29 protein-coding genes are annotated in these 24,252 nt (G+C 67.6%); 23 read left to right on the forward strand and 6 right to left on the reverse strand.

Features of this window, described 5'->3' with window-relative positions; genetic code table 11:
• The first annotated feature begins 79 nt into the window (after nt 1–79).
• Genes hyfB through ACTFO6_RS05060 form a run of 7 tightly spaced genes read left to right on the forward strand, consistent with a single transcriptional unit; the run spans nt 80 to nt 7,607 of the window.
• Entirely contained in the window at nt 80–2,098 is a 2,019-nt protein-coding gene (hyfB, locus tag ACTFO6_RS05030; RefSeq protein ID WP_439933349.1) for a hydrogenase 4 subunit B, read from the forward strand.
• A 2-nt stretch (nt 2,099–2,100) separates the two neighbouring features.
• Complete coding sequence (locus tag ACTFO6_RS05035) at nt 2,101–3,060, forward strand: respiratory chain complex I subunit 1 family protein (RefSeq protein WP_439933350.1); 960 nt, start codon at nt 2,101–2,103, stop codon at nt 3,058–3,060.
• A gap of 5 nt (nt 3,061–3,065) precedes the next feature.
• Nucleotides 3,066–3,725 (forward strand): formate hydrogenlyase, encoded by a 660-nt coding sequence (locus tag ACTFO6_RS05040; protein WP_439933351.1) that lies wholly within the window; start codon nt 3,066–3,068, stop codon nt 3,723–3,725.
• 3 nt (nt 3,726–3,728) lie between these two features.
• Nucleotides 3,729–5,189: a hydrogenase 4 subunit F gene (locus ACTFO6_RS05045; protein WP_439933352.1), complete on the forward strand. Its 1,461-nt coding sequence runs from the start codon at nt 3,729–3,731 to the stop codon at nt 5,187–5,189.
• A gap of 16 nt (nt 5,190–5,205) precedes the next feature.
• Nucleotides 5,206–6,747, forward strand: coding sequence for a hydrogenase large subunit (locus tag ACTFO6_RS05050; RefSeq protein ID WP_439933353.1), 1,542 nt, complete (start codon nt 5,206–5,208; stop codon nt 6,745–6,747).
• Nucleotides 6,748–6,771: 24 nt separating this feature from the next.
• Nucleotides 6,772–7,323, forward strand: coding sequence for an NADH-quinone oxidoreductase subunit B family protein (locus ACTFO6_RS05055; RefSeq protein WP_439933354.1), 552 nt, complete (start codon nt 6,772–6,774; stop codon nt 7,321–7,323).
• Entirely contained in the window at nt 7,320–7,607 is a 288-nt protein-coding gene (locus ACTFO6_RS05060) for a hypothetical protein (protein WP_439933355.1), read from the forward strand. The genes ACTFO6_RS05055 and ACTFO6_RS05060 overlap by 4 nt, the downstream gene beginning before the upstream one ends.
• 6 nt (nt 7,608–7,613) lie before the next feature.
• Here ACTFO6_RS05060 and ACTFO6_RS05065 read toward each other — a convergent pair whose 3' ends face one another.
• On the reverse strand, nt 7,614–8,558 hold the full coding sequence (locus ACTFO6_RS05065; protein ID WP_439933356.1) for a DUF481 domain-containing protein: 945 nt from the start codon (nt 8,556–8,558) through the stop codon (nt 7,614–7,616).
• Between the two features lie 206 nt (nt 8,559–8,764).
• Between ACTFO6_RS05065 and ACTFO6_RS05070 the strand changes: the two genes are divergently transcribed.
• A complete protein-coding gene (locus tag ACTFO6_RS05070) occupies nt 8,765–9,277 on the forward strand; it encodes a DUF4372 domain-containing protein (protein WP_439933357.1) in 513 nt (170 codons plus the stop codon).
• The gene (locus ACTFO6_RS05075) at nt 9,216–9,920 is read left to right on the forward strand and encodes an IS4 family transposase (protein WP_439933358.1); all 705 of its coding nucleotides are present in this window, start codon (nt 9,216–9,218) and stop codon (nt 9,918–9,920) included. The genes ACTFO6_RS05070 and ACTFO6_RS05075 overlap by 62 nt, the downstream gene beginning before the upstream one ends.
• A gap of 55 nt (nt 9,921–9,975) precedes the next feature.
• Here ACTFO6_RS05075 and ACTFO6_RS05080 read toward each other — a convergent pair.
• Nucleotides 9,976–10,967 (reverse strand): IS630 family transposase gene (locus ACTFO6_RS05080; protein WP_439933359.1). Its coding sequence is split into 2 segments (ribosomal slippage): nt 9,976–10,505 and nt 10,505–10,967, totalling 993 coding nucleotides; the frame shifts between segments, so codons are not numbered across the junction.
• Nucleotides 10,968–11,211: 244 nt separating this feature from the next.
• Between ACTFO6_RS05080 and ACTFO6_RS05085 the strand changes: the two genes are divergently transcribed.
• From ACTFO6_RS05085 to ACTFO6_RS05115, 7 genes are all read left to right on the forward strand, one after another.
• Complete coding sequence (locus ACTFO6_RS05085) at nt 11,212–11,457, forward strand: hypothetical protein (RefSeq protein WP_439933360.1); 246 nt, start codon at nt 11,212–11,214, stop codon at nt 11,455–11,457.
• Nucleotides 11,457–11,828: a type II toxin-antitoxin system VapC family toxin gene (locus ACTFO6_RS05090; protein ID WP_439933361.1), complete on the forward strand. Its 372-nt coding sequence runs from the start codon at nt 11,457–11,459 to the stop codon at nt 11,826–11,828. Before ACTFO6_RS05085 ends, ACTFO6_RS05090 begins: the two co-directional genes overlap by 1 nt.
• 22 nt (nt 11,829–11,850) lie before the next feature.
• The gene (locus ACTFO6_RS05095) at nt 11,851–12,726 is read left to right on the forward strand and encodes an NAD-dependent protein deacetylase (protein WP_439933412.1); all 876 of its coding nucleotides are present in this window, start codon (nt 11,851–11,853) and stop codon (nt 12,724–12,726) included.
• A 160-nt stretch (nt 12,727–12,886) separates the two neighbouring features.
• Nucleotides 12,887–13,597, forward strand: a complete 711-nt coding sequence (locus ACTFO6_RS05100; RefSeq protein ID WP_439933362.1) for an SDR family NAD(P)-dependent oxidoreductase — start codon at nt 12,887–12,889, stop codon at nt 13,595–13,597.
• 58 nt (nt 13,598–13,655) lie between these two features.
• Entirely contained in the window at nt 13,656–14,216 is a 561-nt protein-coding gene (locus ACTFO6_RS05105; RefSeq protein WP_439933363.1) for an NADPH-dependent FMN reductase, read from the forward strand.
• 162 nt (nt 14,217–14,378) lie between these two features.
• Nucleotides 14,379–15,044, forward strand: a complete 666-nt coding sequence (locus ACTFO6_RS05110) for an MOSC domain-containing protein (RefSeq protein WP_439933364.1) — start codon at nt 14,379–14,381, stop codon at nt 15,042–15,044.
• A gap of 128 nt (nt 15,045–15,172) precedes the next feature.
• Nucleotides 15,173–15,331 (forward strand): hypothetical protein, encoded by a 159-nt coding sequence (locus ACTFO6_RS05115; RefSeq protein ID WP_439933365.1) that lies wholly within the window; start codon nt 15,173–15,175, stop codon nt 15,329–15,331.
• 135 nt (nt 15,332–15,466) lie between these two features.
• On the opposite strand, the gene ACTFO6_RS05120 is transcribed toward ACTFO6_RS05115, so the two are convergent.
• On the reverse strand, nt 15,467–16,681 hold the full coding sequence (locus tag ACTFO6_RS05120) for a DNA polymerase Y family protein (protein WP_439933366.1): 1,215 nt from the start codon (nt 16,679–16,681) through the stop codon (nt 15,467–15,469).
• Between the two features lie 161 nt (nt 16,682–16,842).
• On the opposite strand from ACTFO6_RS05120, the gene ACTFO6_RS05125 reads away from it, so the two are divergent.
• Entirely contained in the window at nt 16,843–17,460 is a 618-nt protein-coding gene (locus ACTFO6_RS05125; protein ID WP_439933367.1) for a cation transporter, read from the forward strand.
• 10 nt (nt 17,461–17,470) lie between these two features.
• Here the strand turns inward: ACTFO6_RS05125 and eno are convergent, their stop codons facing one another.
• On the reverse strand, nt 17,471–18,757 hold the full coding sequence (gene eno, locus ACTFO6_RS05130) for a phosphopyruvate hydratase (protein ID WP_439933368.1): 1,287 nt from the start codon (nt 18,755–18,757) through the stop codon (nt 17,471–17,473).
• On the reverse strand, nt 18,754–19,860 hold the full coding sequence (locus ACTFO6_RS05135) for a phosphotransferase family protein (protein ID WP_439933369.1): 1,107 nt from the start codon (nt 19,858–19,860) through the stop codon (nt 18,754–18,756). Before ACTFO6_RS05135 ends, eno begins: the two co-directional genes overlap by 4 nt.
• Before the next feature lie 378 nt (nt 19,861–20,238).
• Between ACTFO6_RS05135 and ACTFO6_RS05140 the strand changes: the two genes are divergently transcribed.
• Nucleotides 20,239–20,538 carry a hypothetical protein gene (locus ACTFO6_RS05140; RefSeq protein ID WP_439933370.1) on the forward strand — a complete coding sequence of 100 codons (300 nt, stop codon included), beginning with the start codon at nt 20,239–20,241 and terminating at the stop codon, nt 20,536–20,538.
• Nucleotides 20,539–20,570: 32 nt separating this feature from the next.
• Here ACTFO6_RS05140 and rtcA read toward each other — a convergent pair whose 3' ends face one another.
• Complete coding sequence (gene rtcA / locus ACTFO6_RS05145) at nt 20,571–21,605, reverse strand: RNA 3'-terminal phosphate cyclase (protein WP_439933371.1); 1,035 nt, start codon at nt 21,603–21,605, stop codon at nt 20,571–20,573.
• Between the two features lie 103 nt (nt 21,606–21,708).
• Here rtcA and ACTFO6_RS05150 point away from each other — a divergent pair, with 103 nt between their 5' ends.
• From ACTFO6_RS05150 to ACTFO6_RS05170, 5 genes are all read left to right on the forward strand, one after another.
• On the forward strand, nt 21,709–21,957 hold the full coding sequence (locus ACTFO6_RS05150; protein WP_439933372.1) for a MoaD/ThiS family protein: 249 nt from the start codon (nt 21,709–21,711) through the stop codon (nt 21,955–21,957).
• A 217-nt stretch (nt 21,958–22,174) separates the two neighbouring features.
• Nucleotides 22,175–22,324: a hemin uptake protein HemP gene (gene hemP / locus ACTFO6_RS05155; protein WP_439933373.1), complete on the forward strand. Its 150-nt coding sequence runs from the start codon at nt 22,175–22,177 to the stop codon at nt 22,322–22,324.
• Nucleotides 22,325–22,338: 14 nt separating this feature from the next.
• Nucleotides 22,339–23,070 (forward strand): energy transducer TonB, encoded by a 732-nt coding sequence (locus ACTFO6_RS05160; protein ID WP_439933374.1) that lies wholly within the window; start codon nt 22,339–22,341, stop codon nt 23,068–23,070.
• A 3-nt stretch (nt 23,071–23,073) separates the two neighbouring features.
• Complete coding sequence (locus tag ACTFO6_RS05165; RefSeq protein ID WP_439933375.1) at nt 23,074–23,829, forward strand: MotA/TolQ/ExbB proton channel family protein; 756 nt, start codon at nt 23,074–23,076, stop codon at nt 23,827–23,829.
• A gap of 1 nt (nt 23,830) precedes the next feature.
• Nucleotides 23,831–24,250, forward strand: coding sequence for an ExbD/TolR family protein (locus ACTFO6_RS05170; protein ID WP_439933376.1), 420 nt, complete (start codon nt 23,831–23,833; stop codon nt 24,248–24,250).
• The last annotated feature ends 2 nt before the right edge of the window (nt 24,251–24,252 follow it).

Here is a 24,252-nt window from a genome sequence, read left to right on the forward strand (position 1 = left end):
AAGTCTGGAATCGACCGAATGGCCGGCTCTTCTTTCCAGGGAGAAGGCCGGAAGTGCATGAAGATTCAAGGTGCTTACAATGGCCGCTGAGGCCGCGGCTGGCCTAGCGTTGGCCGCCTCGCTGGCGGTGGTGTCTGGGTGGATCGCCGTCGGGCTGCTCGGCCTGCTTCGCCCGCACAGCGTGCGCTTCGTCGGGCACCTCCTCTTCCCCCTGGGAGCGGCGGGGGGCTTCGTGCTGTTCGCCGTGGGCTTGAGCGCGATGCACGCTCCCGCCGCAAGCCAGGTGCTGCCCTTGGGCCTGCCCGATCTCCCTTTCCACGTGCGGCTGGACGCCCTGTCCGCTTTTTTCCTGCTGCTCCTGGGCGCCGCGTCCGCGGGCATTTCCCTGTTCTCCGCCGGGTACTTCCGCAGCGGCGAAGGGACCGCCCCGGGGCTACTGTGCCTCCAGTATCACCTGTTCCTCGCCGGCATGGCGCTGGTGGTGATGGCCGACGACGCCTACCTCTTCATGGTGGCGTGGGAGACCATGGCGCTAGCCTCCTACTTTCTGGTCATCTCCCAGCATCGCATCCCCGAGATCCGCCGGGCCGGCTTCCTCTACTTGCTGATCGCCCACGTCGGGGCGATCGCCATCCTGCTCGCCTTCGGCGTGCTGCAGGCGGGCGGGGGAGATTACACCTTCGCCGCCATGCGCGGCATCGCCCATTCCCCGTTCTGGGCTTCCGTGGCGTTCCTGCTGGCGCTTGCGGGTTTCGGCGCCAAGGCGGGCCTCGTGCCGCTGCACGTGTGGCTGCCCGAGGCCCACCCGGCGGCGCCTTCGCCGGTTTCCGCCATGATGAGCGGGGTGATGCTCAAGACCGCCGTTTACGGGCTGCTGCGGGTCGCCTACGATCTGATCGGGATCGAGCTCTGGTGGTGGGGCGTGATTGCCCTTGTCCTCGGGCTGGTGACCATGCTCTACGGCGTGCTGTTCGCCGCGGTGCAGACCGACATGAAGCGGCTGCTCGCCTATTCGTCCATCGAAAATATCGGGGCGATCATTACGGGAGTGGGTCTATCGTTGGTATTCCACGGCTACGGCCTGAGTCTTCTCGCCGCCCTGGCCTTGACCGCCGCCCTCTACCACTGCCTGAACCACGCGCTGTTCAAGAGCCTGTTGTTCCTCGCCACCGGGCATGTCCTGCACGCCACCGGCAGCCGCAACCTGGGCAAGCTGGGCGGGCTCATCCACCGCATGCCGTGGCTCGCGGGCCTCGCCCTGGTGGGGGTGCTGGCCATCGCCTCCCTGCCGCCCCTGAACGGTTTCGTTTCCGAATGGCTCCTGCTGCAGGCCTTCCTCTTCTCCCCGGGGCTTCCCAACACCTATCTCGTCATGCTGATCCCCCTGGCCGCCGCCGCGGTGGTCCTCTCGGCGGCCCTCGGCGCCTACGTGATGGTGAAGTTCTACGGGGTCATCTTCCTCGGCCAGCCGCGGGAGGAGACGCTCAAGGAGGCCCACGACGCGGGCCCGTGGGAGCTGGCCGGGCTTGCCTGGCTGGCCCTGCCGTGCGTGCTGCTCGGCGTCTTCCCGGTGGCGGCCATCGTCGCCTTGAGCCCCGCCGTCGAGGTCCTGGTCCCGGCGAGCCTCGCGCCGAGCGCGGCGGGCGGCAGTTGGTGGTTTCTCACCCCGGTCGCCCCCGAGCGGGCGAGCTACGCCCCGCTCCTGTTCCTGCTGGTCATCCTCCTCGCTGTGGTCCTCACCGTGCTCCTGGTCAAGCGCTTCTATCACGGGCGGCTGCGCCGGACGGACCCCTGGGACTGCGGCTTCCCCGGGCTCAACCCCCGCATGCAGGACACCGCCGAGGGCTTCGGCCAGCCGATCCGCCAGATCTTCGAGGCCTTTTTCCGCACCGAACGCCAGCTCCCCACGGGTTTCGACGAGCGCCCGGTGTACTACCTGAAAGTCGAGGACCGGCTGTGGCACTGGCTGTACCTGCCGGTCGCCCGGGCGGTGGAGCGCTTGTCGGCCCTGATCGGCGTGCTGCAACACGGGCGTATCCATATTTATCTTCTTTACAGCTTCGGCACGCTGCTCCTGCTGCTGCTGTTCGTGCACTGAAGATGAGCTGGCTGGACGCGCTGAGTGCCCTCGCTTCCCAGGCGCTGCAACTGGCGGTGGCGGTCGCCTTAGGGCCCCTCTACCTGGGTTGGGTCAACCAATGGCGGGCTTGGCTGCAAAACCGCAAAGCGCCGCCCCTCGTCCAGCCCTACCGCACCATCGTCAAGCTGTTCCACAAGGATGCGGTCATTGCCGCCAGCGCCTCGCCCCTCTTTCGCTCGGCGCCCTACGTGGTGTTCGGCTGCATGCTGCTCGCCCTGGCCATCGTGCCGATCTTGGCGACCGACCTTCCGTTTGCACCAGCGGCGGACGTGATCGCGCTGGTGGGCGTATTCGCCCTCGCCCGAGTGTTCCTGGCGCTCGCTGCCATGGACATCGGCACGGCTTTCGGCAGCCTCGGCGCGCGGCGGGAGATGCTGGTTTCGTTCTTGGCTGAGCCGGCGCTCCTCATGGTGTTCTTCACCGCCTCCCTCATCTCCCAGTCCACCGGGCTCACCACCATCGTGGAGACGCTGGCGCACCGGGAGTTTGCCATCTACCCGAGCCTCGCCTTCGCCGCGGTGGCGTTCATCATGGTGCTGCTCGCGGAGAACGCCCGCATCCCCGTGGATAACCCAGCCACCCACCTGGAGCTCACCATGATCCACGAGGCCATGGTGCTGGAGTACTCGGCCCGGCATCTGGCGATGATCGAATGGGCCGCTTCCCTCAAGCTCATGGCTTACACCGCCATCGGCATCGCGCTCTTCGTGCCGTGGGGCATCGCACCCGCCGGCCAGTGGCTCCTGGTGCCGGTGGCCCTGGTGGCGTTGGTGGCGAAGCTCGCTCTGGCGGGGTTCGGCCTCGCCCTGATCGAAACCGTGTCGGCTAAGATGCGGGTGTTTCGCGTTCCCGAATACCTGGGGACCGCTTTCCTGCTGGCGGTTTTGGGCATGCTCACCCTGCTGTTGCTCGGAGCCTGAGGCCCATGCCGTCGCTCGCCACCCAACTCATCCACCTGCTGGCGGCGCTGCTGCTCCTGATCGCCTTCGCCATGCTGTCCCAGCGGCGGATCCTGTCGTTGATCCACCTGTTCGCCGCCCAGGGGGCGGTGCTCACCTTGAGCACCCTGGTGGTGGCGGTGTCCACGGAACAAGGGCACCTTTACTGGTCGGCGCTCATCACCCTCGCCCTCAAGGTGCTGCTGCTGCCGTGGATCCTCCACCGGCTGATCCACCGGCTCAACGTCCAGTGGGACGTGGAGACCCTGATCAACATCCCCACCACCATGCTGGTGGGCATCGTCCTGGTGGTGCTAGCCTTCAACCTGGCGCTGCCCATCTCCCAGCTCGCCGGCACCATCACCCGCGGGACCATCGGCATCGCCCTGGCGTGCGTGCTGCTCGCTTTCCTGATGATGATCACCCGGCGCAAGGCGGTGCCCCAGGTGATCGGCTTTCTGGCCATGGAGAACGGCCTCTTCTTCGCCGCCACCAGCGCCACCTACGGCATGCCCATGGTGGTGGAGCTGGGCATCGGCCTCGATATCCTGGTGGCGGTGCTGATCCTGGGCATCTTCTTCTTCCAGATCCGGGAGACCTTCGACAGCCTGGATCTGCGCCACATGGAGCGGCTGCGGGAGCGCTGAAAGGTGGAGATCTTCGCCGTTCTTTCAATTCCGCTCGCCGCCGGCCTGCTGCTGGCGCTGGTGGGCCATCGCCCCTGGGCGGCGGAGGCGAACGCCGCCGCCAGCTTCGCGACTTTGGCCGCCTCCCTTGTCCTCGCCTTCCGGGTGCTGGAAAGCGGCCCCCGGTTCGCCTGGGAGGACGAGCTCTTCGTCGACCCCTTCAACGTGTTCTTGGTGGTGCTCACTGCCTTCGTCGCCTTCACCACTTCCCTTTTCAGCCGGCCCTATATGCGCGTGGAAGAGCGCCACGGCAAGCTCAACCCCGGGCGGCTGCGGCTCTACCACGCCATGTACCAGCTCTTCACCTTCACCATGCTGCTGGCGCTGCTGGCCAACAACATGGGCATCCTGTGGGTGGCGATGGAGGCGGCGACCCTCACCACCGTGCTGCTGGTGTCCCTCTATCGCACGCCGGCGAGCCTGGAGGCGGCGTGGAAGTATTTCATCCTGTGCGGCGTGGGCATTGCCCAGGCCCTGTTCGGTACCGTGCTCCTGTACTTCGCCGCCGAGCGGGTGATCGGCGGGCAGGGGGAGGTGACCCTCCTGTGGACCCACCTGGACGCCATGAAGGCGGGGCTCGAGCCCACCGTGCTCTCCCTGGCGTTCGTGTTCCTGCTGGTAGGTTACGGCACCAAGGTAGGCCTGGTGCCGGTGCACAACTGGCTGCCGGACGCCCACGCGGAGGGGCCCACGCCCATCTCCGCCGTGCTCTCCGGGCTGCTGCTCAACGTGGCCCTGTACGCGGTCGTCCGCTGCAAGGTGCTGGTGGACGGGGCCCTCGAGAGCGGTTTCGCCGGTGCCCTGATGATGGGTTTCGGGCTGCTGTCCGTGGTGGTGGCGGCTTTTTTCCTGTCGCGGCAGAAGGACATCAAGCGCCTGTTCGCCTATTCCTCCATCGAGCACATGGGGCTCATGACCTTCGCCTTCGGCATGGGCGGGCCGGTGGCCAGCTTCGCCGGCCTGCTGCACATGACCGTGCACTCCCTCACCAAGTCTGCCATCTTCTTCGCGGTCGGCCATGCGGCCCAGAAGGCGGGCACGCAAGTGATGGACGAGATCCGGGGGCTCCTGCAGGTGAGCCCCACCGTGGGCTGGGGCCTGGCGATCGGCAGCCTCGCCATCGTGGGCCTGCCGCCCTTCGGCGTGTTCGCGAGCGAGTTCCTGATCCTCACCACCGCCATGCGCGAGCACCCCTGGGCGACGCCCTTCCTGCTGATGGGCCTGGGGATCGCCTTCGCCTCGATATTCGGCCGGGTGCAACCGATGGTGTTCGGCGAGACCACTGCCCGGCGGCTGCCCCACCCGCCGGCGATCGCGCCGGTGTTCGTGCACCTCGCCCTGGTGCTGATGCTGGGGCTGTACATCCCGCCCTTCCTCGCCGCCTGGTACAGGGAAGCGGCGGCCATGATCGGCGGGGCAGGATGAGGGAGCGCAGGACGAGATGCCCTTCGCCCGCTTGAACGCCGTTCCCCTCGCCGCGCCTTACCCCGGCTGGCACGCCCAGGTGGACGAGGCGCAATGGCGCGGGGCCATGGAGCGCGCCCGCGCCGCCGGCGGGCGGCTGGTGGCGCTGTGGGGATCGGACGAGCGGTCCCGCTCGGGCGGCTTCGCGGTGCACGCGGCCTTGCTGGTTCCCGACGGGCTGCTCATCCTCAGCCTGCCCCTGGCGGAGACGCCGCCCCGCTATCCGGACGTATCCCGCATCTTCCCGGCGGCCGGCCGCATGCAGCGGGCGGTGCACGACCTGCTGGGGATCGCTGCGGACGGCGCTGCGGATACGCGTCCCTGGCTGAGGCATGGCGCCTGGCCCGAGCGGGCGTACCCGCTGCGCAAGGACTTTCCGCTGGGCGCTCAGCATGCCGGCGAACCCGACGACTATCCCTTCGTGCGGGTGGAAGGGGACGGGGTGCACGAGATCCCGGTGGGACCGGTGCACGCCGGCACCATCGAGCCCGGCCATTTCCGTTTCTCCGTGGTGGGGGAGAAGGTCCTCAAGCTGGAGGAGCGGCTCGGCTACAAGCACAAGGCGATCGAAAAGCTGTTCGAGGGGAAGACCGTGGAGGAAGGCGCACGGCTCGCCGCCCGGGTATCGGGGGACGCCACGGTCGCCTACGGCTGGGCCTACGCCATGGCGGCGGAATGCGCCGCCCGGGTGGAAATCCCGGCCCGGGCGGCCTGGCTGCGGGGGCTCGCCCTGGAGCTGGAGCGCATCGCTAACCACCTGGGCGACCTGGGCTATCTGGGCAACGACGTGGCGCTCGCTTTCGGCTTCGCCCAGTTCTGGCGGCTGAAGGAGGATTTGCTGCGCTTGAACGCCGAGCTCTTCGGCCACCGTTATCTCATGGACCTGGTGGTCCCGGGCGGGGTCGCCCGGGACCTACCCCTCAAAGGCCCGGGGAGGCTCCTCGCGCTGTGCGAGCGGCTGGAAGCGGAGGTGGACAGCCTGCGCTCGATCTACGACGAGCACCCGGGGGTGCAGGACCGCTACATCGCTTGCGGGCGGGTGCCGCCTGCCCTGGCCGAGCAACTGGGGGCCACCGGCCTGGTCGCCCGGGCGAGCGGGCTGGCATGGGACCTGCGGGTGCGGTTTCCCGTGCCGCCCTACGATCTCCTGGAGGTGCAGATGGCGACCCACCGCAACGGCGACGTGGCCGCCCGGGTGGCGGTGCGCTTCGAAGAGGTGCGGGAATCCCTGCGGCTCGTGCGCGAGCTGCTGGAAAACGTGCCCGGCGGGCCGGTACGGGAGCATCTCGGCGTCCTCGAGGCGGACGCCTTCGGCGCGGGCTGGGTGGAGGGCTGGCGCGGGGAGGTGCTGGTGGCCCTGCACCTGGGCGAGAACGGTCGTATCCATCGCTGCCATCCCCACGATCCCTCGTGGCAGAACTGGCCGGTGCTGGAGCACGCGGTGCTGGGCAACATTGTCCCCGACTTTCCCCTGATCAACAAAAGCTTCAATTTGAGCTATAGCGGGCATGACCTTTGAACACCCGCAGACACGGGGCAAGCCATGTATCGGATACTGAAAAAGATCGCCGTGACAGGCATCATCACCGAACCGCCGCCGGAGCCGGATGAGAAACTCAGGCTGGCGCGCCAGGCCCTCTTCGACGCGGCGTGGGAAGTGGTGGGCCGCTCGCTTGCCATCCGCCACGTGGACGCGGGCTCTTGCAATGGCTGCGAGCTGGAAATCCACGCCCTCAACAGCCCCTACTACATGCTGGAAGGATTGGGCATCCGTTTCGTAGCGAGCCCGCGGCATGCGGACCTGCTGCTGGTGACCGGGCCGGTGTCGAAACACATGGAGCAGGCTCTCCAGCGCACTTACGAGGCCATGCCCGAGCCGAAGCGGGTGGTGGCGGTGGGAGACTGCGGATCGAACGGCGGCGTCTTCGGCGAAAGCTACGCGAGCCGCGGGCGGGTCTCCAACGTGATCCCGGTGGACGTGGCGGTGCCCGGCTGCCCGCCCACGCCGGTGGCCCTGCTCCAGGGCCTGTTGACGGCGTTGCGCCGCCCTATGCCCCAGACCGCTTTCGAAGCAAGAAGGGAGGATCAGGCTTGAAAATCATCAAGACGGTTTCAGCGCTCGCCGCGGCATTTGCCGCGCTCGCTGCGGGCTCCGTTTCGGCCGAGACGAAAACGCCGCGGCAGGCCCAGGCCCTGGGACGCTACGAGCTGATGCTGATCAAGGACGCCGACGGCAAGGACGCCCTGGTGCGCATGGACAAGGAGTCCGGTGCCACCTGGGTCATGCGCTACGGAGAATATCCGCCGGCGCCGAAGGGGCCGATCCACTACTGGATGAGCGTGCCCTGCGTGCGTGGCGACAGCCTCACCCGGTGCTGATCGCCCCTACCACTCGTAACCTAGTCCCAGCAGCAGCGTCTGGTCCGTGCTCTTGCGTCCTGGCGCGGGATCGTGGTCCCAATCCAGGTTGAGCTGGGCGGTGGCGTTCAGGCCACCCGCCAGCGGCCAGCGCAGGCCAGTCTTGGTGCGCACCACGAGGTCGCCAGCGTCCTCGAGGCTCCCGTCTCCGTCTTGCACGTGGAATAGGGTCATGGGACCGCCCCAGAGCTTGTGCTCGAAGCGGATGAGCCAGCCCGCTGCCGGATAGCTTTCGTCGTCCGTGGCGATCCGGTCTACGTTCACGTGGTTCAGGCCGCCTTGGATCGACAAACGGGTGGTTTCAGTCTCGAACACTTGGTAACCGTAGCCGCCGCCGAAGGTGGAGCGCAGCTTCAGGTCTTTGAATTCGTCATGCTCGAAGGTTGCGCGGGTGTAGAGGAACTGGCGCGGGCGGAAGAACCAGTCGAAGCTGGTGTGCCCCCGCCAGTTGGACGCCGAGGTGCGTCCGTCGTCTTTTTCCTGGTTGGCGTCGCCACCTAGGATATAGCGATAGCGCTTGGCTTGCAGCGTCATCTCGGTTTCCCCGTTGAGCCGCTCCGTGTCCGTATTGCCGCTCGTCTGGGCGGCGGCCAGCTGCACGCGCCCCTTGAAGGTCACGCCCCGTCCAGACTGCTCCGGGGACGGGTTGATGTAGGCGATGCGCTCCAGGGGCATGCCGCGGGCGACCGGGGTATCCTGTCCCTCCAAGGCGACGCGGGATTGCCCGGCGGCCTCGAGCCGTGCTTTCAGGTAGACATCGTCGGTGAGGAGGACTTCCACCGGCTGGTCGGTGGAGATGCCCTCCACCTGGGACCACTGCAGCCGGATCTCGCCGGCATAGTCAGTGCGCAGAATGAGGGTATCATCCGCCTTGCGCACAATGGTACCGGTCAGCCGGTCACCGTTTTTCATCCGGACCTCGTCCGCCCGCGCCGAGGTGACCGTGGCCAGACAGAGGGAGGTCAAAAAACAAGCCGATGCGCGCTTCGTCAAAGAATGCATATTCCTCCACTCTTGTCCAAAACAGCTTATGACAGCGGGCCATCCGAGGTGTAGGGTATGGGTGAATCGCCAAACCCACCTGTACCCGACCGAAGGAGGCCCGTTGTGAGCGCATCATGCAGCATGTTCAGTCACATACTCAAGCTGATTCCGCGCTATCCGAGTTCGAGCGCATGGTCAAGGGAGCCGGCTCCGAACGTGCTGCGAAGGGTTTGTCGAGCTGGAGTCAGTTCGTGGCGATGATGTTCTGCCAGTTGGGCCGCGCCCCCTCGCTGCGGGAGCTCGAAGGTGGGCTGAAGAGCTGCGAAGGCAAGCTCGCCCACCTGGGCATCGAGGCGCCGGCGCGCTCCTCGCTGTTCTACGCCAATGGACATCGCCCCTGGGAGCTGTACGAGAAGGTCTTCTACGCATTGTTCGAGCGGGTGGCTGCCCAGTTCGTCGGCAAGAAGAAGTTCCGCTTCAAGAGCAAGCTGGTGAGCCTGAACTCGACGGTCATCGATCTGTGCCTGTCGATGTTCGACTGGCGAGGTTCCGCCGCTACCCAAGGGGGCGGTCAAGCCGCATCTGGTGCTCGACCACGACGGCTGTCTGCTCACCTACGGGATCATCACCGAGGCAGCCGTCCATGACGTCAAGGTCGCCTGGCGCATTCCCTTCCCGGCTGGCACCATCGTGGTCGATGACCGGGGCTACAACGACTATCGCCTCTTCGCCTACTGGACGGATTCGGCAGTCTTTTTCGTCACCCGCATGAAAGACAACGCCCAGTACGAGGTGGTCGAGGAACGACCCGTCCCGCAGAATCGCAACATCTTCAAGGATCAGAGCATCCGGCTCACCGGCGTGGGCGCCCAGGACAAGTGCCCCCACCTGCTGCGCCGGGTGGAAGCCGTGTGCGAGGACACCGGCGAGCGGCTCGTGTTCCTGACGAACCATCACGGCCTGGGCGCTTGCACCATCGCCGCCATCTACAAGGATCGCTGGCAGGTGGAACTCTTTTTCAAGGCGCTCAAGCAAAACCTGAGACTCAAGACCTTCGTCGGCACCTCGGCCAACGCGGTGAGAATCCAGATCTGGACGGCGCTGATTGCCATGTTGCTGCTGCGCTACCTCCAGCTGATCTCCCGCTTCGGCTGGAGTCTGTCCAATCTGGTGGCGCTGCCGCGCATGAATCTCTTCACCCATCGCGACCTGCGCACCTGGTTGAACGAGCCCTTCGCCGCGCCGCCCAATCTTCAGGCGCAGCCACAAGCGGCGCTCGCCTTCGCCTGATCTTGGACAGCACAAGGAGGCCCGATCTTATTGAGAATTACATAATCTCGTGACATCAGAACAGCTCAGCCTGTTTCCAGAAGGCGGCGATGAGCGAAGTGCGTCGCTGTGCCGATTGGAGCTTGCCGCGTGCGGTGATGGCAAGGTCGGCAATGGAGTTGGGGCAGTAATTCGCCAGGGCGTGGCGCTTGAGCCAGGCCCACAGGTATTCGACCGGATTGAGCTCCGGCGCATAAGGCGGCAGGAAGGCCAGTTCGATCTTGCCCGCCAGGCCATCGACGTAGTCCCGTACCAAGCGGGAACGATGGGCCTTGAGACCATCCCAGATGATCAACAACCGCTGTCCGATCTGTTTGACGAGCGCCTTGAGGAACTCGACGATCTGCGGACCCTTGATCGATCCCTCGTGCAGGCGGAAGTAGGCATTGGTACGGCTCACCCCGGCAATCATCGACAACTGCTTCCAGTTGAAATGGAACTGGATCACCGGCGTCTGCCCCTTGGGCGCCCAGGTGCGAACGCGTGTGGGACGCTCCGACAGCCCCGACTCGTCGATGAAGACGATTACGCGGCCTTCCCGCTGGGCTTTTTTTTGAGCCGAGGCCAAGTGCGCCTCTTCCAGTGCGCCACGGCTTCCTCGTCGCGCTCGATGGCGCGCTTCTCCGGCTTCTGGCTGGAAAAGCCCATGGCGCCCAGAATGCGCCAGACTTGGACCTCGCTGTATCGGATGCCAAAGCGCTTCTCGATCAGCAGGCGCACCCGCTTGAGCGTCCACAAATCGGTGCCGTATCCGCAGGCTACAGGCCCGGCCAGCAAGGCTTCGCGCAGCTCTTCGACCTGCTCGGCGGACATTCGCGACGGGCGTCCGCCCTTGCTCATCATGCACAGCCCATCGATGCCTTTCTCCTGCAATACGCCCAGCCAGCGATATACGGTCTGCCGGGGTGCGCCAACCGCCCTCGCCACTTCCGCAGGCTTCTTGCCCTTCATCAGCAACCGGCCCGCACGCACCCGCCGTTTTGCCGCCTCGTCCATCTTGACCGCCATGCTCCCTCCTCGATGCAATCGCAACATCGATATAACGCATCAGGGAGAAAAAGGTTGTCATGAGGTTACGTAATTCTCAATAGAATCTCGTCGTAACTCGTCCAGAACCCGCGTCAGATCAAGGGGGCACCCTCGCGGTTTCGGCTGCTTTGGACAGCAGTGTTGATTGACCTCAATTCAAATCGACACATAAAATGTATGTCGTCTATGGAATGGCGACAAGCATCCAGAAAATCCAGGTTTTTTGCGCGAGGATCAGAAGGCTGCGCTGAAATCCATCGCTGCGCGCACAGGGCAGAAGCAGTCCGATCTGATCCGGAAGAGCGTCGATCTTCTGATTGACAGGGCGCAGCGCCAGGATGTCGACTGGCGGGAAGCGACGCGCGCGGTCGCGGGAATGTGGAAAGATCGGACGGACCTCGAAAACCTGAGCCAAGAGATTCGCGCTGCGGCCAAGCGGCGATTTGGGTCCGTTTACGAGCGGGCTTGATGCTTCTGGACACCTGTATCGTAATCGACGTGTTGCGCGGGCGAGAGGTGGCGCTAGCGTTCGTGAACGGTTTGCCCGAAGCGCCATCGCTGTCGGCGATCACGGCAACGGGGCTCATCGCAGGTGTCCGCAATGCGCGGGAGCGCCGGCAGATAGAGCGGCTTCTGGAAGTATATAAAATCCATGACATCGGGCTGGAGACAGCAAGTCTCGCCGGCGACTATGTTCGCCAATACGGGCCAAGCCACGGCGTTGATCCGATCGATGCGCTCATTGCCGCGACGGCGAAGAGCGCTAATCTGCAACTAGCAACCCTCAATCTGAAGCATTTTCCCATGCTCAAGGGGTTGAAGCGCCCGTACCGGCCATAGTTTTTCTGGGAATGGCGATCGCCTGCCATTTCGAGGTTCGAAAGCGGCGTCCGGGACCATGACGCAAACGCAGGCCCTCGCGCGCTTTGTCCGCGCCCATCCTCGGCTGCTGGTGCTGACCGGCGCGGGGGTAAGCACCGCCTCCGGCATTCCGGACTACCGGGACGTGGAAGGCCAATGGAAGCGCACGCCACCCTTGAGCCACCAGGAATTCCTGCGCTCCGAGCTGGCCCGCCGACGCTACTGGGCGCGGAGCCTGATCGGCTGGCCCCGCGTCGCAGCCGCCCGACCCAACGCCGCCCACCGGGCCCTCGCCCGCCTGGAATCGGCCGGATGCGTGCACACCCTGCTCACCCAGAACGTGGACGGCCTGCACCAGCGGGCCGGCAGCCGAGGGGTCATCGAGCTGCACGGCAGCCTCGAGCGGGTTCTTTGCCTCGACTGCGGCGAGGTGCTCCCGCGAGCCGCTGTCCAGCGCATACTGGAGGCGCAGAACCCGGCGTTCTTGTCCCTATCGGCCGGGCTGGCTCCGGATGGCGACGCCGACGTGGCGCTTGCCGATTTGGACGATTTTCGCGTCCCCGAGTGCCTCCGCTGCGGCGGCCTGCTCAAGCCGGACGTGGTGTTTTTCGGCGCCGGCGTGCCCCCGGCGCGGGTGGACGCCGCCCTTCAGGCGCTAGCCTCCGCCGACGCGCTGCTGGTGGTGGGCTCTTCCCTCATGGTCTATTCGGGCTACCGGTTCTGTCTCGCCGCCCGGGAAATGGGAAAACCCGTCGCCGCCATCAACCTGGGGCGCACCCGGGCCGACGAACTTCTACAACTGAAGATCGTGGCGCCGTGCGCGGTCGTTCTCGCGGAGCTGGCCCGGGCCTTGTTCCAAGCGCGGGCGGAGTTGTAGAGTGCGCACCGGTGCACCGCTCGGTAGCGCCGGTGCGTTTCGCTTCGCTCTATGCACCCTACCGCTCGCCCTGTGCAATAAAGAGCACACCAGGGTCGAGCATCGTCAGGCGTTTTGGGTCGCTCGGTTGTTAATCCGATGCTCGAATCGGAGGTGAGCCATGAAAGAACGGGAAGTAGCGGTGGTGGTGGGTGTGGGCCCGGGCCTGGGCTGGGCTCTGGTCAAGCGCTTCGCCGCGGCGGGGATGCAGGTGGCCATGGCGGCGCGCGGCAAGGAAAGGCTCGAGGCGTTGCTCCAGCGCGAGCCGCTCACTGGCGTGCGAAGCTACCCGTGCGATGCCACCGACGCGGGGGCCGTGGCGGCCCTCTTCGACCAGGTCGAAAGGGAGCTCGGCCCGCCCGACCTGGTGGTGTTCAACGTCGGCGCCTATCGGCCGGGCGGGATACTGGAGATCGATCCGGCGGACTTCGAGCGCTGCTGGCGCATCGGCTGCCTCGGCGGCTTCCTGGTGGGCCAGGCGGCCGCCCGGGGGATGGTGGAGCGGGGCCGGGGCACGATCCTTTTTACAGGGGCGACCGCGTCGCTACGCGGAAGCAGCGGTTTCGCCAACCTGGCGGTGCCCAAGTTCGGCCTGCGGGCCCTGGCCCAGAGCATGGCCCGGGAGCTGGGGCCCAAGGGCATCCACGTGGCCCACGTGGTGATCGACGGCCAGATCCGCTCCGAGCGCTACGAGCATCTGCTGGCCCAGCGCGGTCCAGACGCCCTGCTAGAGCCGGAGGCGATCGCCGAGGCCTACTACCAGTTGCACCGGCAGCCACGCAGCGCCTGGACTCAGGAACTCGACCTTCGGCCTTGGGTCGAGCGGTTTTGAGCCCGCCACGGAATGAAAGGGCCGCGCTGGACATGATGACGTGAAAAAGGGAGAACCCATGACCGATCCGACCCTTCGCATACTCGGCATCTCCGGCAGCCTCCGGGCCCGATCCTACAACACGGCGGCGCTCAATGCAGCGGCGGAGCTTCTGCCCGCCGGCGCCCGCATGGAATTCGCCGAGATCGGAGACCTGCCCCTCTACAACGAAGATGTGAAGGAAAAAGGTTTCCCACCACCGGCGGCGCGGCTGCGGGAGCAGATCCGGGCGGCGGACGCGCTGCTCATCGTCACCCCCGAGTACAACTATTCGGTGCCGGGCGTGCTCAAGAACGCCATCGACTGGGCCTCCCGTCCGCCGGAGCAGCCGTTCAACGAAAAGCCCATCGCCATCATGGGAGCGAGCCCCGGCATGCTGGGCAGCGCCCGGGCCCAGTACCACCTGCGGCAATGCTTCATTTATCTCAACGCCCACATCCTCAACAGGCCGGAGGTGATGATCTCCCAGGCGCCGAGCCGCTTCGACGAGAACGGCGCGCTCAAAGACGAATCGACCCGGGAACTCATCCGACAGCTCCTGGCGGCGCTGGTGGATTGGACGCGCCGGCTGCGCCGATGACGAAGGATGCGTGGAGCGCAACGCACCGGGTTGGCTTTGAACGGCGCGCTGAAGCGCAATTTTTCCAGACCCTTCAGCCACGGATGAAGAGACCACCCCGGTCCTTATCCGTGGAAATCCGTGCCCGTTCGTGGCTCGCTTTTGCTTAAAGATATGCGTGTCATGGTCCGCATCGAATCGCTGCGCATCGGCCGCGTCCAGCCCCTGGGCGAGGACGGTACCCTGAGCGCCATCGACAAGCGGGAGGTTCCCGGACCGCTGCGAGTGACCTGGACCGGGCTCGTGGGGGACGAGCACGCCAACGCCAAGCACCACGGCGGTCCGGAAAAGGCGCTGCATCACTATCCCCGGGATCACTATCGGGTCTGGCGCGAGGAGCAGCCCCACCTCGCGCCGCGACTCGCCAAGCCGGGGGCCTTCGGCGAGAACGTTTCCACCCTCGGGATCACGGAAGCCGACGTGTGCGTGGGCGACGTGTACCGGATGGGCACGGCGCTCGTCCAGGTCTCCCAGGGCCGGCAGCCGTGCCGCAACCTGAACCTGCGCTTCGGCGAGCCGCGCATGGTGGCGCTGGTGTTGGAATCCCTGCGGGCGGGCTGGTACTACCGGGTGCTGGAGGAAGGATGGGTGCGCTGCGGCGACCCGATCGTGGGGGTGGAACGGCCCTGCCCCCAGTGGTCCGTGCTCCGGGTGTTGCGGGCGCTGTTCGCCCGGGACGCCGACCGCGAGGCGCTCGCCGCCCTGGCGCAGCTTCCCGAGCTCTCGCCCGGTTGGCGGGAGCGGGCGGCGCGGCGATTCGCCGCATGGGTCAATGAAGGGCGCTCTTGATGGGCCTGGTACTCGATAGCAGCGCTACCGTGGTCTGTTTTGCCCCCGATGAGCGACCCCCAAGGCGGTTACCGAAGCTATTGGCTACGGAGGACCCGATCGTTCCTGCGATCCGACTGGAGGAAGTATTGAGCGCCTTGCTGATGATGGTGCGGCGCGGCCCCATTTCCTCGTCCGAGGCCATGGCGCGAATCCAGGACCTCGGTGCGCTGGGAACCGCCATCGACGAGCCCGATTACGGGCGTACCGCGCGCGTGGTCTACCCCTCGCCGAGCGCTACGGCCTGACCGTTTACCATGCCGCCTATCTGGAACTGGCCATGCGCCGGGGACGCGCCGCTGGCGACCCTCGACGAGGCTCTGATCCGGGCGGCGAGGAAGGCGAAGGTCGGGCTGGTCCGGTGAACCGACCAGGGCGGGGCCTCAGCGCTCCGTCCGCGGATCCGGCACGTGGGTGAAGGCGATGCGCATGGGGGCGGCCTCCAGCGCCCCGTGAGCGCCGCCCAAGTAGACCGCGTTTCTGCCGAAGCGGGCATTCAGCCGGTCCACGATCTCGAAGAGCCGCCCCCGGGCGGCGGCCTCGGCGAAGAGTTCCAGGGACTGTCCGCGCGCTTCGGACAGATGAGTCAGAGTGACCCCCACCCCCAGCAAGGGCGGCCGGCGGCGCGGCCGCTTGTCCCACAGCTCCCCCATCGCTTGCGCCAAGGCCAAGGTGTCCTGGGTCGCTTCCAGCCGCCGCCGGCAGTACCAGCGCCCCCCGTCCAGGTAGCGGAGCTGCAACCCTATCCCGCCGGCGAAATAACCCAGGTGGCGCAGCCGCCAGGCGGCCTTCTGCAACAGCCGGTGCAGCACCGCAGCAGCAGCCTCGTCCTTCCGCAGGTCGGGGGGCAGAACATGGGAGTGGCCGATGCTTGCGCGTGCCGTCTCGGGTTCCGGGACCGTCTCGCCCCGCAGTCGGGCGTACATCCGCTCTCCCTCCACGCCGCCCCAGGCCTGGCGCAGGGTCGCGGCGCTCGCCGCGTACAGATCCTCCACGGTGCGGATTCCCGCCGCCGCGAGCCGCACCAGCATGCGCGGCCCGACGCCGTTCAGCTCGCCGAGCTGGAGCCGGTACAGGGCTTGCGGCAGGTCCTTCTCCTGGATCACCGTAAGGCCATCGGGCTTGTCCATCTTGGAGGCGGTCTTGGCCAGGAAGCGGTTGGGGGCGATACCGATGGAGCAGGTGAGGGCTTCCCCCACCTCCCGAACGGCAGCCTTGATTCTGCCCGCGATTTCCCGGGCGCGATCGGGCGCGCACCAGCTCCCGGTCAGCGTGCAGGCCATCTCGTCGATGGAGAGCACCGCATCTACCGGGATACAGGACTCCACCGCCTGCACCAGCCGATGATGGATCTCGATGTAGCGCTCGTGGCGGGCGGGCCGCAGCACGAGGCCCGGGCAGAGTCGCTTCGCCTCGGCCACCCGGGTGCCGGTCTTGATCCCGTGGCGCTTGGCCGCATAGCTCACGGCGATGCAGCAGGTAGTGTCCGCCATTACCGGCACCACCGCCACCGGCCGGCCCCGCAGCGCCGGGTCGTCCTGCTGCTCCACGGAGGCGAAGTAGGCGTCGAAGTCGACGAACAGGGCGCGCAGGGGCATGGCTTGGCTCCGGACCGTCTCTTTTCTGTATATTTATACAGAAACGCGGCTTGGGCAAGCCCGCCCTGGGCCGCGGCTGGAAGGACGGGTCGGGGGCAGTTTCCAGGCTTGAGAGTCGTCGTCCCGGAAGATAGGATCGAAGATCGAGAGGCGTTTTCCCGATGGGCTGCTGTCGACACGAAGGGTGCGGGACCGGGCGGCTCACCCGCCGCCAGGCGGCGGTGTTGAAGCGTTTGCTGGGGATCAACGGCGCCATGTTCGTCGTGGAGCTGGCGGCGGGACTGGCGGCCGGGTCGGTGGCCCTTCTCGCCGACTCCCTGGACATGCTGGGGGACGCCCTGGTTTACGGGGTGAGCCTGCTGGCGGTGACCCGGGGCGAGCGCTGGAAGGCGGGCGCGGCCCTCTTCAAGGGAGCGGTGATGGCGGGCTTCGGCCTGTTCGTCCTGGTCAAGGCGGTCCACGGGATGCTGATCCCCGAGCTTCCCGAGGTGTCCCTGATGGGCAGCGTGGGGCTGCTCGCCCTGGCGGCCAACGGCCTCTGCCTGGCGCTCCTGTGGCGCCACCGGGGGGACGACGTCAACATGCGCTCGGCGTGGCTGTGCTCCCGCAACGACATCGTCGCCAACGTTTCGGTCCTGGGAGCCGCCGGCGCGGTGCTCGTCTTCGGCTCCGCCTGGCCCGACATCGCGGTGGGCCTGGCCCTGGCGGCCCTGTGGCTCGCCTCGTCCCTGGGGGTGATGCGCAGCGCCTCCCGGGCGCTGGCGGCGGCGCGGGTGTAGTTCCTTCTCCTCAGCCGGCGCGCCGCAGGGCTGCCTTTCCGGCGAACCGGGCGGCGGGTCCCAGGGCGGCTTCGATGCGCAAGCCCTCGTTCCACTTGGCCATGCGCTCGGAGCGGGAGAAGGCGCCCACTTTGAGCTGGCCGGCGTCCCAGCCCACGGCGAGATGGACGATGGTCACGTCCTCGGTCTCCCCGGAACGGGCCGAGATGATGGTGCCGAAGCCGGAGCGCTTCGCTGTCTCCAGGGCCGCCCGGGCCGCCGTCACCGTGCCGGCCTGGTTGGGCTTGATGAGGACCGCGTTGCAGGTCTTTTCCCGCGCGGCGGTTTCCACCCGCTCGGCGCTGGTGACCAGGTAGTCGTCCCCCACCACCTGCACCCGGTTGCCCGCCGCCCGGGTGAAGGCCATCATGCCAAGGGCATCGTCCTCGGCCAGAGGGTCCTCCACCGAGACGATGGGATAGCGGTCGATCCAGCCGAGGAGCAGCTCGATCATGCCATCACGGTCCCGTTCCCACCGGTCCAGGGCGAGCCGGTAGTGGCCCTTGGCGCCGAACTGGGAGGCGGCCACGTCCAGGGCGATGGCCACCTCGTCCCCGGGGGTGAAACCGGCCGCCTCGATCGCCCGGGTAAGTGTCTCTAGCGCCTGTTCGTTGGAGTCGAAGGCGGGCCAGTAGCCGCCTTCGTCCGCGACCCCCTGGAGCCGGCCCGCTTCCGCCATAAGCTGCCCCGCCGCCCGATACACTTCCGCCGTCATCTCCAGCGCCTGGGCGTAGGTCCCGGCCCCCAGCGCCACCACCATGAAGTCCTGCACGTCCACCCGGCGGCCCGCGTGGGCCCCGCCGCCGAAGATTTGGATCTGGGGAAGGGGCAGGCGCACCGGCTCGCCTTCCGCCAGGTAGCGCCACAGGGGCTCCCCGTGGGCGGTGGCCGCGGCGTGGAGCACCGCCATGGACACCGCGATGGCGGCATTGCCGCCCAGGCGGGCGAAGTGGGGGCCGCCGTCCAGGCGGGCGAGCTCCCCGTCGATCTCCGCCTGCGCCGCCGCGTCCCGGCCCAGCAGGGCCTGGGCGATGGGGCCCTCCACGTGGGCCACCGCCTGCATTACGTCCAGGCCGCCGAAGCGGGGACCGCCGTCCCGCAGGTCCACCGCCTCCCGGGTGCCTCGGGAGGCGCCGGCCGGGGCGATGGCCCGCCCCGTCGCGCCGCAGGCGAGGTGCACTTCCGCTTCCACGGTAGGGCGCCCGCGGGAGTCCCACACCCGGCGGGCTTGCAGGCGGGTGATGGTGGTGTCGGTCATGATCGATCCGGGGGCGGCGCCGGATTGAAATCGCAGCCGGCTTGTTCCTCCGCCCGGATGGAAAAGTTTGCGCGTCCCGGGGCGAGCTCGGCCGTCCAGGCGTCCCGTATTTCTCTCAAGCGGCGCGCGGGCCGGAAGAAAAACGAGCGGGCCACGCGCCGCACCCGGGCCTTGTCCCTCTCCTCGGTCACATATTCCACGGGGGACTTCCCGTCCACCCGGGCGAGAAACAACGCCGGCAGGAGCTGGGCGGCCCGGGACTCCAGCTCGCTTCGCGGTTCCCAGGTGACGCCACGAAGATAGGCGTCCGCCAGGGCATCGAAGCAGGCGAGGTAGCGGTCCCGCCACTTACGCCGCCACAGGCACTTGAGGAGCAGGTGGTTCAGGCAGAAGGCGAGATCGAAGGCCGGGTCGCCGTACCAGGCGCATTCCGCGTCGAGAAAGACCGGTCCCTTGGGACCCACCAGGATGTTCTTGGGGCTCACGTCTCCGTGCACCAGGGTCCGCCGGGTCACGGCGGTCGCTTCGGCCAGCTCGGTGAGGGCGCAGCCAATGTCAGGGTGCCGCTGCGCCGTGGCGACGAGATAGGGCTCCAGGCGGATCGGGAAAAAGATGTGATCGGTGGCGAAGCGCCGGGCGATCTCCCCGTCCCCCGCCGTCGCGGCGTGGATCGCCACCAGGCGGCGGGCCACTTCCCGCGCGGTGGTTTCTTCGATCACGCCGTCGCGAAGCTGCGCCTTCCACACCGGATGGATCGCCGGGTCCAGGTATTCCATGGCGAAGGCGCCGCTTTCCTCATCGCGCCCGAAAAGCTGCGGTACTGCCTCGGGAACGATTTTCGCCGCCACCTGCATCCACTCGTATTCCCAGCGGTTGCGCTCCACCGGGGCGAGCCACTCGGCCGCTGTCTTGAGCCTGGGGAGCGCCCGCTTGATGCACGCGGGGCCGGCGGGCAGATCGACCCGATAGATGTCCGAGGACACGCCCCCGCCCAGGGGGACGAGGGGCGGGCGCTCGCCGGGCCCCATGAGCCCCATGCGCACCAGGGCGGCATGGATCGCGTCCTGGGACGGCGCGGCTCGAAGGGGAGCGTCCGGATGCATGGCCGTCAGCGGCTGAGGTCGGGGCCGGGACAGGGATGGGTGCAAGACCAAGATAACCGACGACCCCGCACTCAACAAGCCCGGAATGCTTCCTCACGGCTGTTGCCGATCCCCAACGCTCTAACCCCTTCGATTCTTTCGCCTTTGCCTTGGAGAAGGGAAAAGCTGTTGCTTCGCAGCGACAACCGGACCCCCATGTCCCCCGGAACCCGGGATCGTGAAGCGCCTGGAGCAGGAGATTTATCTTTGAATCGACAGGGTTTCCGTCCCCTGGGCACGGCGCTTGCACGAGGCACGGTACGGGGCCGTTGCCACGTTCCGCCTTAGCGCAACGCGGGATGGCCGGGGTTTACAACGCCAAGGTCAATGGAGGCCTTTATGAAGACCCTGTCGAAGCTTGTTGCCGTGTCAGCGGTTGCCCTGCTGCTTTCCGCTTGCGGAAAGCAAGAGGAAACCGCCACCACGGGCGAGGCCGCGACGCCGCCCGCCGAGTCCTCGGGTCAGGGAACCGGCGTTGCCGGATTGCCCCCGTCAACCCCGTCCGCCCAGGACAGCCCGGCGGGTGGCGGAACTCCCCCCGAATACGGCGGTGGTACCCCGTCCGCAGGCGGGACGGTTTCGTCCTCGGGCGGCGCCATGACCCCCGAGCAGGAGAAAGAGAGGAGCGAGGTCAAGTAACTTTTCGCCCCGCCCTCGCTTTTCGGAAGCGCCTATCCGCATTCCAGGCGAATGCGGGTGCGGGAGCCCTCAGGCCGGGCCTCCCAGCGTAGCGGCAGGAACTGCTGGAGCAGCCAGAGGGCGGTGGCCGCGTGGGCGGTGAGGGCCCGGGCGTAGAAGCTGGAGATCCCGCCCGCGAGGGCCAGGTACACGAGCACCTGGTCCGAGGCGTGCAGGTCCAGCGTTGCCCCGCAGGCGAGCTCCTGGATGAGCGCTTGTGCGGCCGTGCTTCCCAGCCGCTCGGCAGGCACGCCCCGCTGGGCGACGGCGGAGGCGCCGAGCCGCGTATGGGCGGTTTCTGCTACCAACACCAGGGCGCCACCGGAGCCCAGGGCTTCTTCCGCGCCCAAGAGCTTCTCCTCCAGCTCCACCGGCTGTCCCAACTGGGGGCCCAACTGGGCCCGGGCGGCGCGGTCCATGCGCTCCAGCACGTGCCGGGGAAGCCCGGCCACATGGGCGTAGCCGCGCAGCGCCTGCAGCGGTCCCGGCCCCTCGAGGACCAGGAACCCGAGACGACCCGGGCGCACCTCCACCGCCACTTCGCCGCCTCCGCGCGGGTAATAGCCTCGCCGCAGGCACTCTACCTTCGCCTCGACGCCCAACGCCCCTAGAATGGGAAGCAGCACCCAGCGCAGGTAGTCCAGGGGCGGCGAGGCAGGCACGTCGGTCCCGCCCGTGATGCGAAAAGCGCTCGGGCAAGGGGCGCTCACCGCCACCGGCAGCAGAGCCTGGAGCACGAGGGTGATGCTGCCGGCGGTGCCCACGGCGAACCGGTATTCCCCGCCCCGGAGCGCTCCGAGCCGAAAGGCGATTTCCATCGAGCCGATCCGATCCCCCTCGAGTTCCCCTTGGGCCAGGGCAGCCACGGCGCGGATCGCGGTCAGATGCTGGGCGGCGAGGCCCGGGGTGCGCCGGCGCGCGCGAATCCCCCGGATGCGCACGCCGCGACCGGTCACGGCCGCGAGGGCGACGGCCGTGCGCACGAGCTGGCCGCCGCCTTCGCCGTAGGATCCGTCGATCTCCAGCATACGGGCCTGGAGTGTGGGGCAAGGACTCCGGGGCAGCAAGCCGTTTCCTTGCCTTGAGCTGCACTAGAATGTTGCTCGTTCTCTTCCCCTGGCGGATGGGCGGATGGCGCGCATTCTTTACTTCGCTTCCCTGGTGGACGCCCTTGGCAAAAGTTCCGAAGAGCTGCCGGTGCCTCCTTCCGGTGTTCCCGTGGGAATGCTGCTGGCGCGGCTGCGGGCGCGGGGCAGCCCCTGGAGCGTTCACCTGCGGGAGGACCGGGTGCAGGTCACGATCAACAAGCAGTTCGTTGAGCTGGACGCCCTGGTGACCGACGGGGACGACGTGGCCATCGTGCCCGCGCGCCGCGGGTAGCCCTTCTCTCTCCGGCCGCTCTGGGCGATGCCCTGACCGCAGGGTTTCCCGTCCGCGTTATCGCGACGACTTTTCCGCTCTCATTCCTGCCCGTCTCCGGCGCGGGATGACCACTCCCGGACTGCCGCCGTTGACAAGCCAAAGAATGAGAAGTATTCTCATTCGCATGATGGAACAAGGACACGCTGGGAGACCTGCGGGCCAGCAGCCCCTTTCGATGACGGCTGCCCCGGCAGAGGAGGGCAAGCCCCGGCGCGCCACCAGCGACGAGCTCCTGGGCCGGGCTGGGGAACTCATCATCGTGCACGGGGAGCGGGAGTACCGCCTGCGGCGCACCGCCAACGGCAAGCTCATCCTGACGGCGTGAGGAAAGGTGGTGCCGTGTCCCACACTGCCGTCGAGGCTTCTCTCATGGGTGAGGCGTGGCGCGCCGAGGGTCTGGTACGGGGACTCGTCCTGCTCCTGGTGGCCGCGCTCCACGGGCTTGCGCTGTGGGCCTTGTGGTCCTACGCGCCGGTGCGGGCAGCGCTGGAGACCACGGTGACGCTCATGGTGAGCCTGGTCGAGCCGCAGCCGAGGCCGGCACCGCCGAAGGAGGCGCCCAAGCCCGAGCCCTTGCCGGTTAAGCCGAAGCCGAAACCCAAGGAGAAGCCTGAGCCCCAGCCGGTGAAGGCGCCCGAGCCGCCGCTGCTGGCAGTGCCCGAGGAGGTGCCTGCCCCCGTGGCCCCGCCGGTGGAAGTACCGGTGGCGAAGGCCCCCGAGTCGCCGCCGGTCAAGGCGCCGCCCGCTGCGCCCGTGGAGGCGCCCCCGGCGCCGCCGCCCCCGCCGCTGGTCCCGCCGCGCTTCGACGCGGACTACCTCTTGAATCCTCCGCCCGAGTACCCGGCCCTCTCCCGCCGGCTGGGGGAGGAGGGCCAGGTGGTGCTGCGGGTGCGGGTGAGCGCGGAGGGGCTGCCCCTTGCCGTGGAGGTGAGGCGCTCAAGCGGTTTTGCGCGCCTGGACGAGGCTGCCGCGGCCGCGGTCAAGCGCTGGAAGTTCGTGCCGGCGCGCCGGGGCGAGACGCCGGTCGAGGCGCAGGTGCTCATTCCGATTTCCTTTACGTTGCGGGGTTGACCGATGCACGAATCCTTGGGCTTTGCCCACTTTCTCGCCCAGGCGGATGCGGTGGCGAAATTCATCCTGGCGCTGCTCGTCCTGATGTCGGCCGCCTCCTGGTATCTCATCCTCACCAAGGCGGTCGCCTACGCCCTCGTGCGCCGCCACAGCCGGCGCTTTCTCGAGCGCTTCTGGACGGCGGAGAGCTTGGCGGCGGTGGAGGAGGGATTGCGCCAGGCAGGGGCCCACGATCCCTTCTCGCGGCTCGTGCAGCAGGGCCTCGCGGCCTGCGATCAGTACCGCCGCCGGGACCAGGCGCGCCTCATCGAGACGGGCTCGGCCGACGAATTCCTGACCCGGGCGCTGCGGCGGGTGATCGAGCGGGAGACCGCCCGGGCGGAGTCGGGGCTCACGTTCCTCGCTTCGGTGGGCTCGAGCGCCCCCTTCATCGGCCTCTTCGGCACCGTGTGGGGGATCTACCACGCGCTCCTCGCCATCGGCCTCTCCGGCCAGGGTACGCTGGACAAAGTGGCGGGACCCGTGGGAGAGGCCCTCATCATGACCGCCCTGGGGCTGGCGGTGGCCATCCCCGCCGTGCTCGCCTACAACGCCTTCACCCGCGCTAACCGGGTCCTGCTCTCGGAGCTGGATGGCTTCGCCCACGACGTCTTCGCTTTCATGGTGACCGGGGTGCGCGCCGCCGACGCCCGCGGCCGCAGCCCGACCGAGGCGCGCCCAGCCGTTCGCCCGGTGGCGGCCGCCCAAGGGGGGGGCTGAGATGGTCTTCGGCGGCTTTCAAAGCGGCGGGCCCAGCCAGCCAGTGAGCGAGATCAATATGATCCCGCTGATCGACGTCATGCTGGTCTTGCTCATCATCTTCATCATCACCGCGCCGCTGCTCACCCACGCGGTGAAGATCGACCTGCCGAAAGCCTCGAGCCACGTGAACATCACCCGGCCCGAGCACGTGCAGCTCGGCATCCGCTCGACGGGGGAAATATTCTGGAACGGCGAGCAAATCGATCGCTTCGCACTGCGCCAGCGGCTCGAGGAGGCCGCGCGCCTTGCGCCCCAGCCCGAGCTGCACCTGCGGGCGGACGCAGCCAGCGAATACCGCCAGGTGGCCGAAGTCCTGTCGCTGGCGGCCAAGGCGGGGCTCACCCGCATCGGGTTCGTGACCGACCCCAGAGAGCCTTAGCC

This window comes from Pelomicrobium sp. G1, assembly GCF_051905455.1.
In the GTDB taxonomy this organism is placed as follows: domain Bacteria; phylum Pseudomonadota; class Gammaproteobacteria; order Burkholderiales; family UBA6910; genus Pelomicrobium.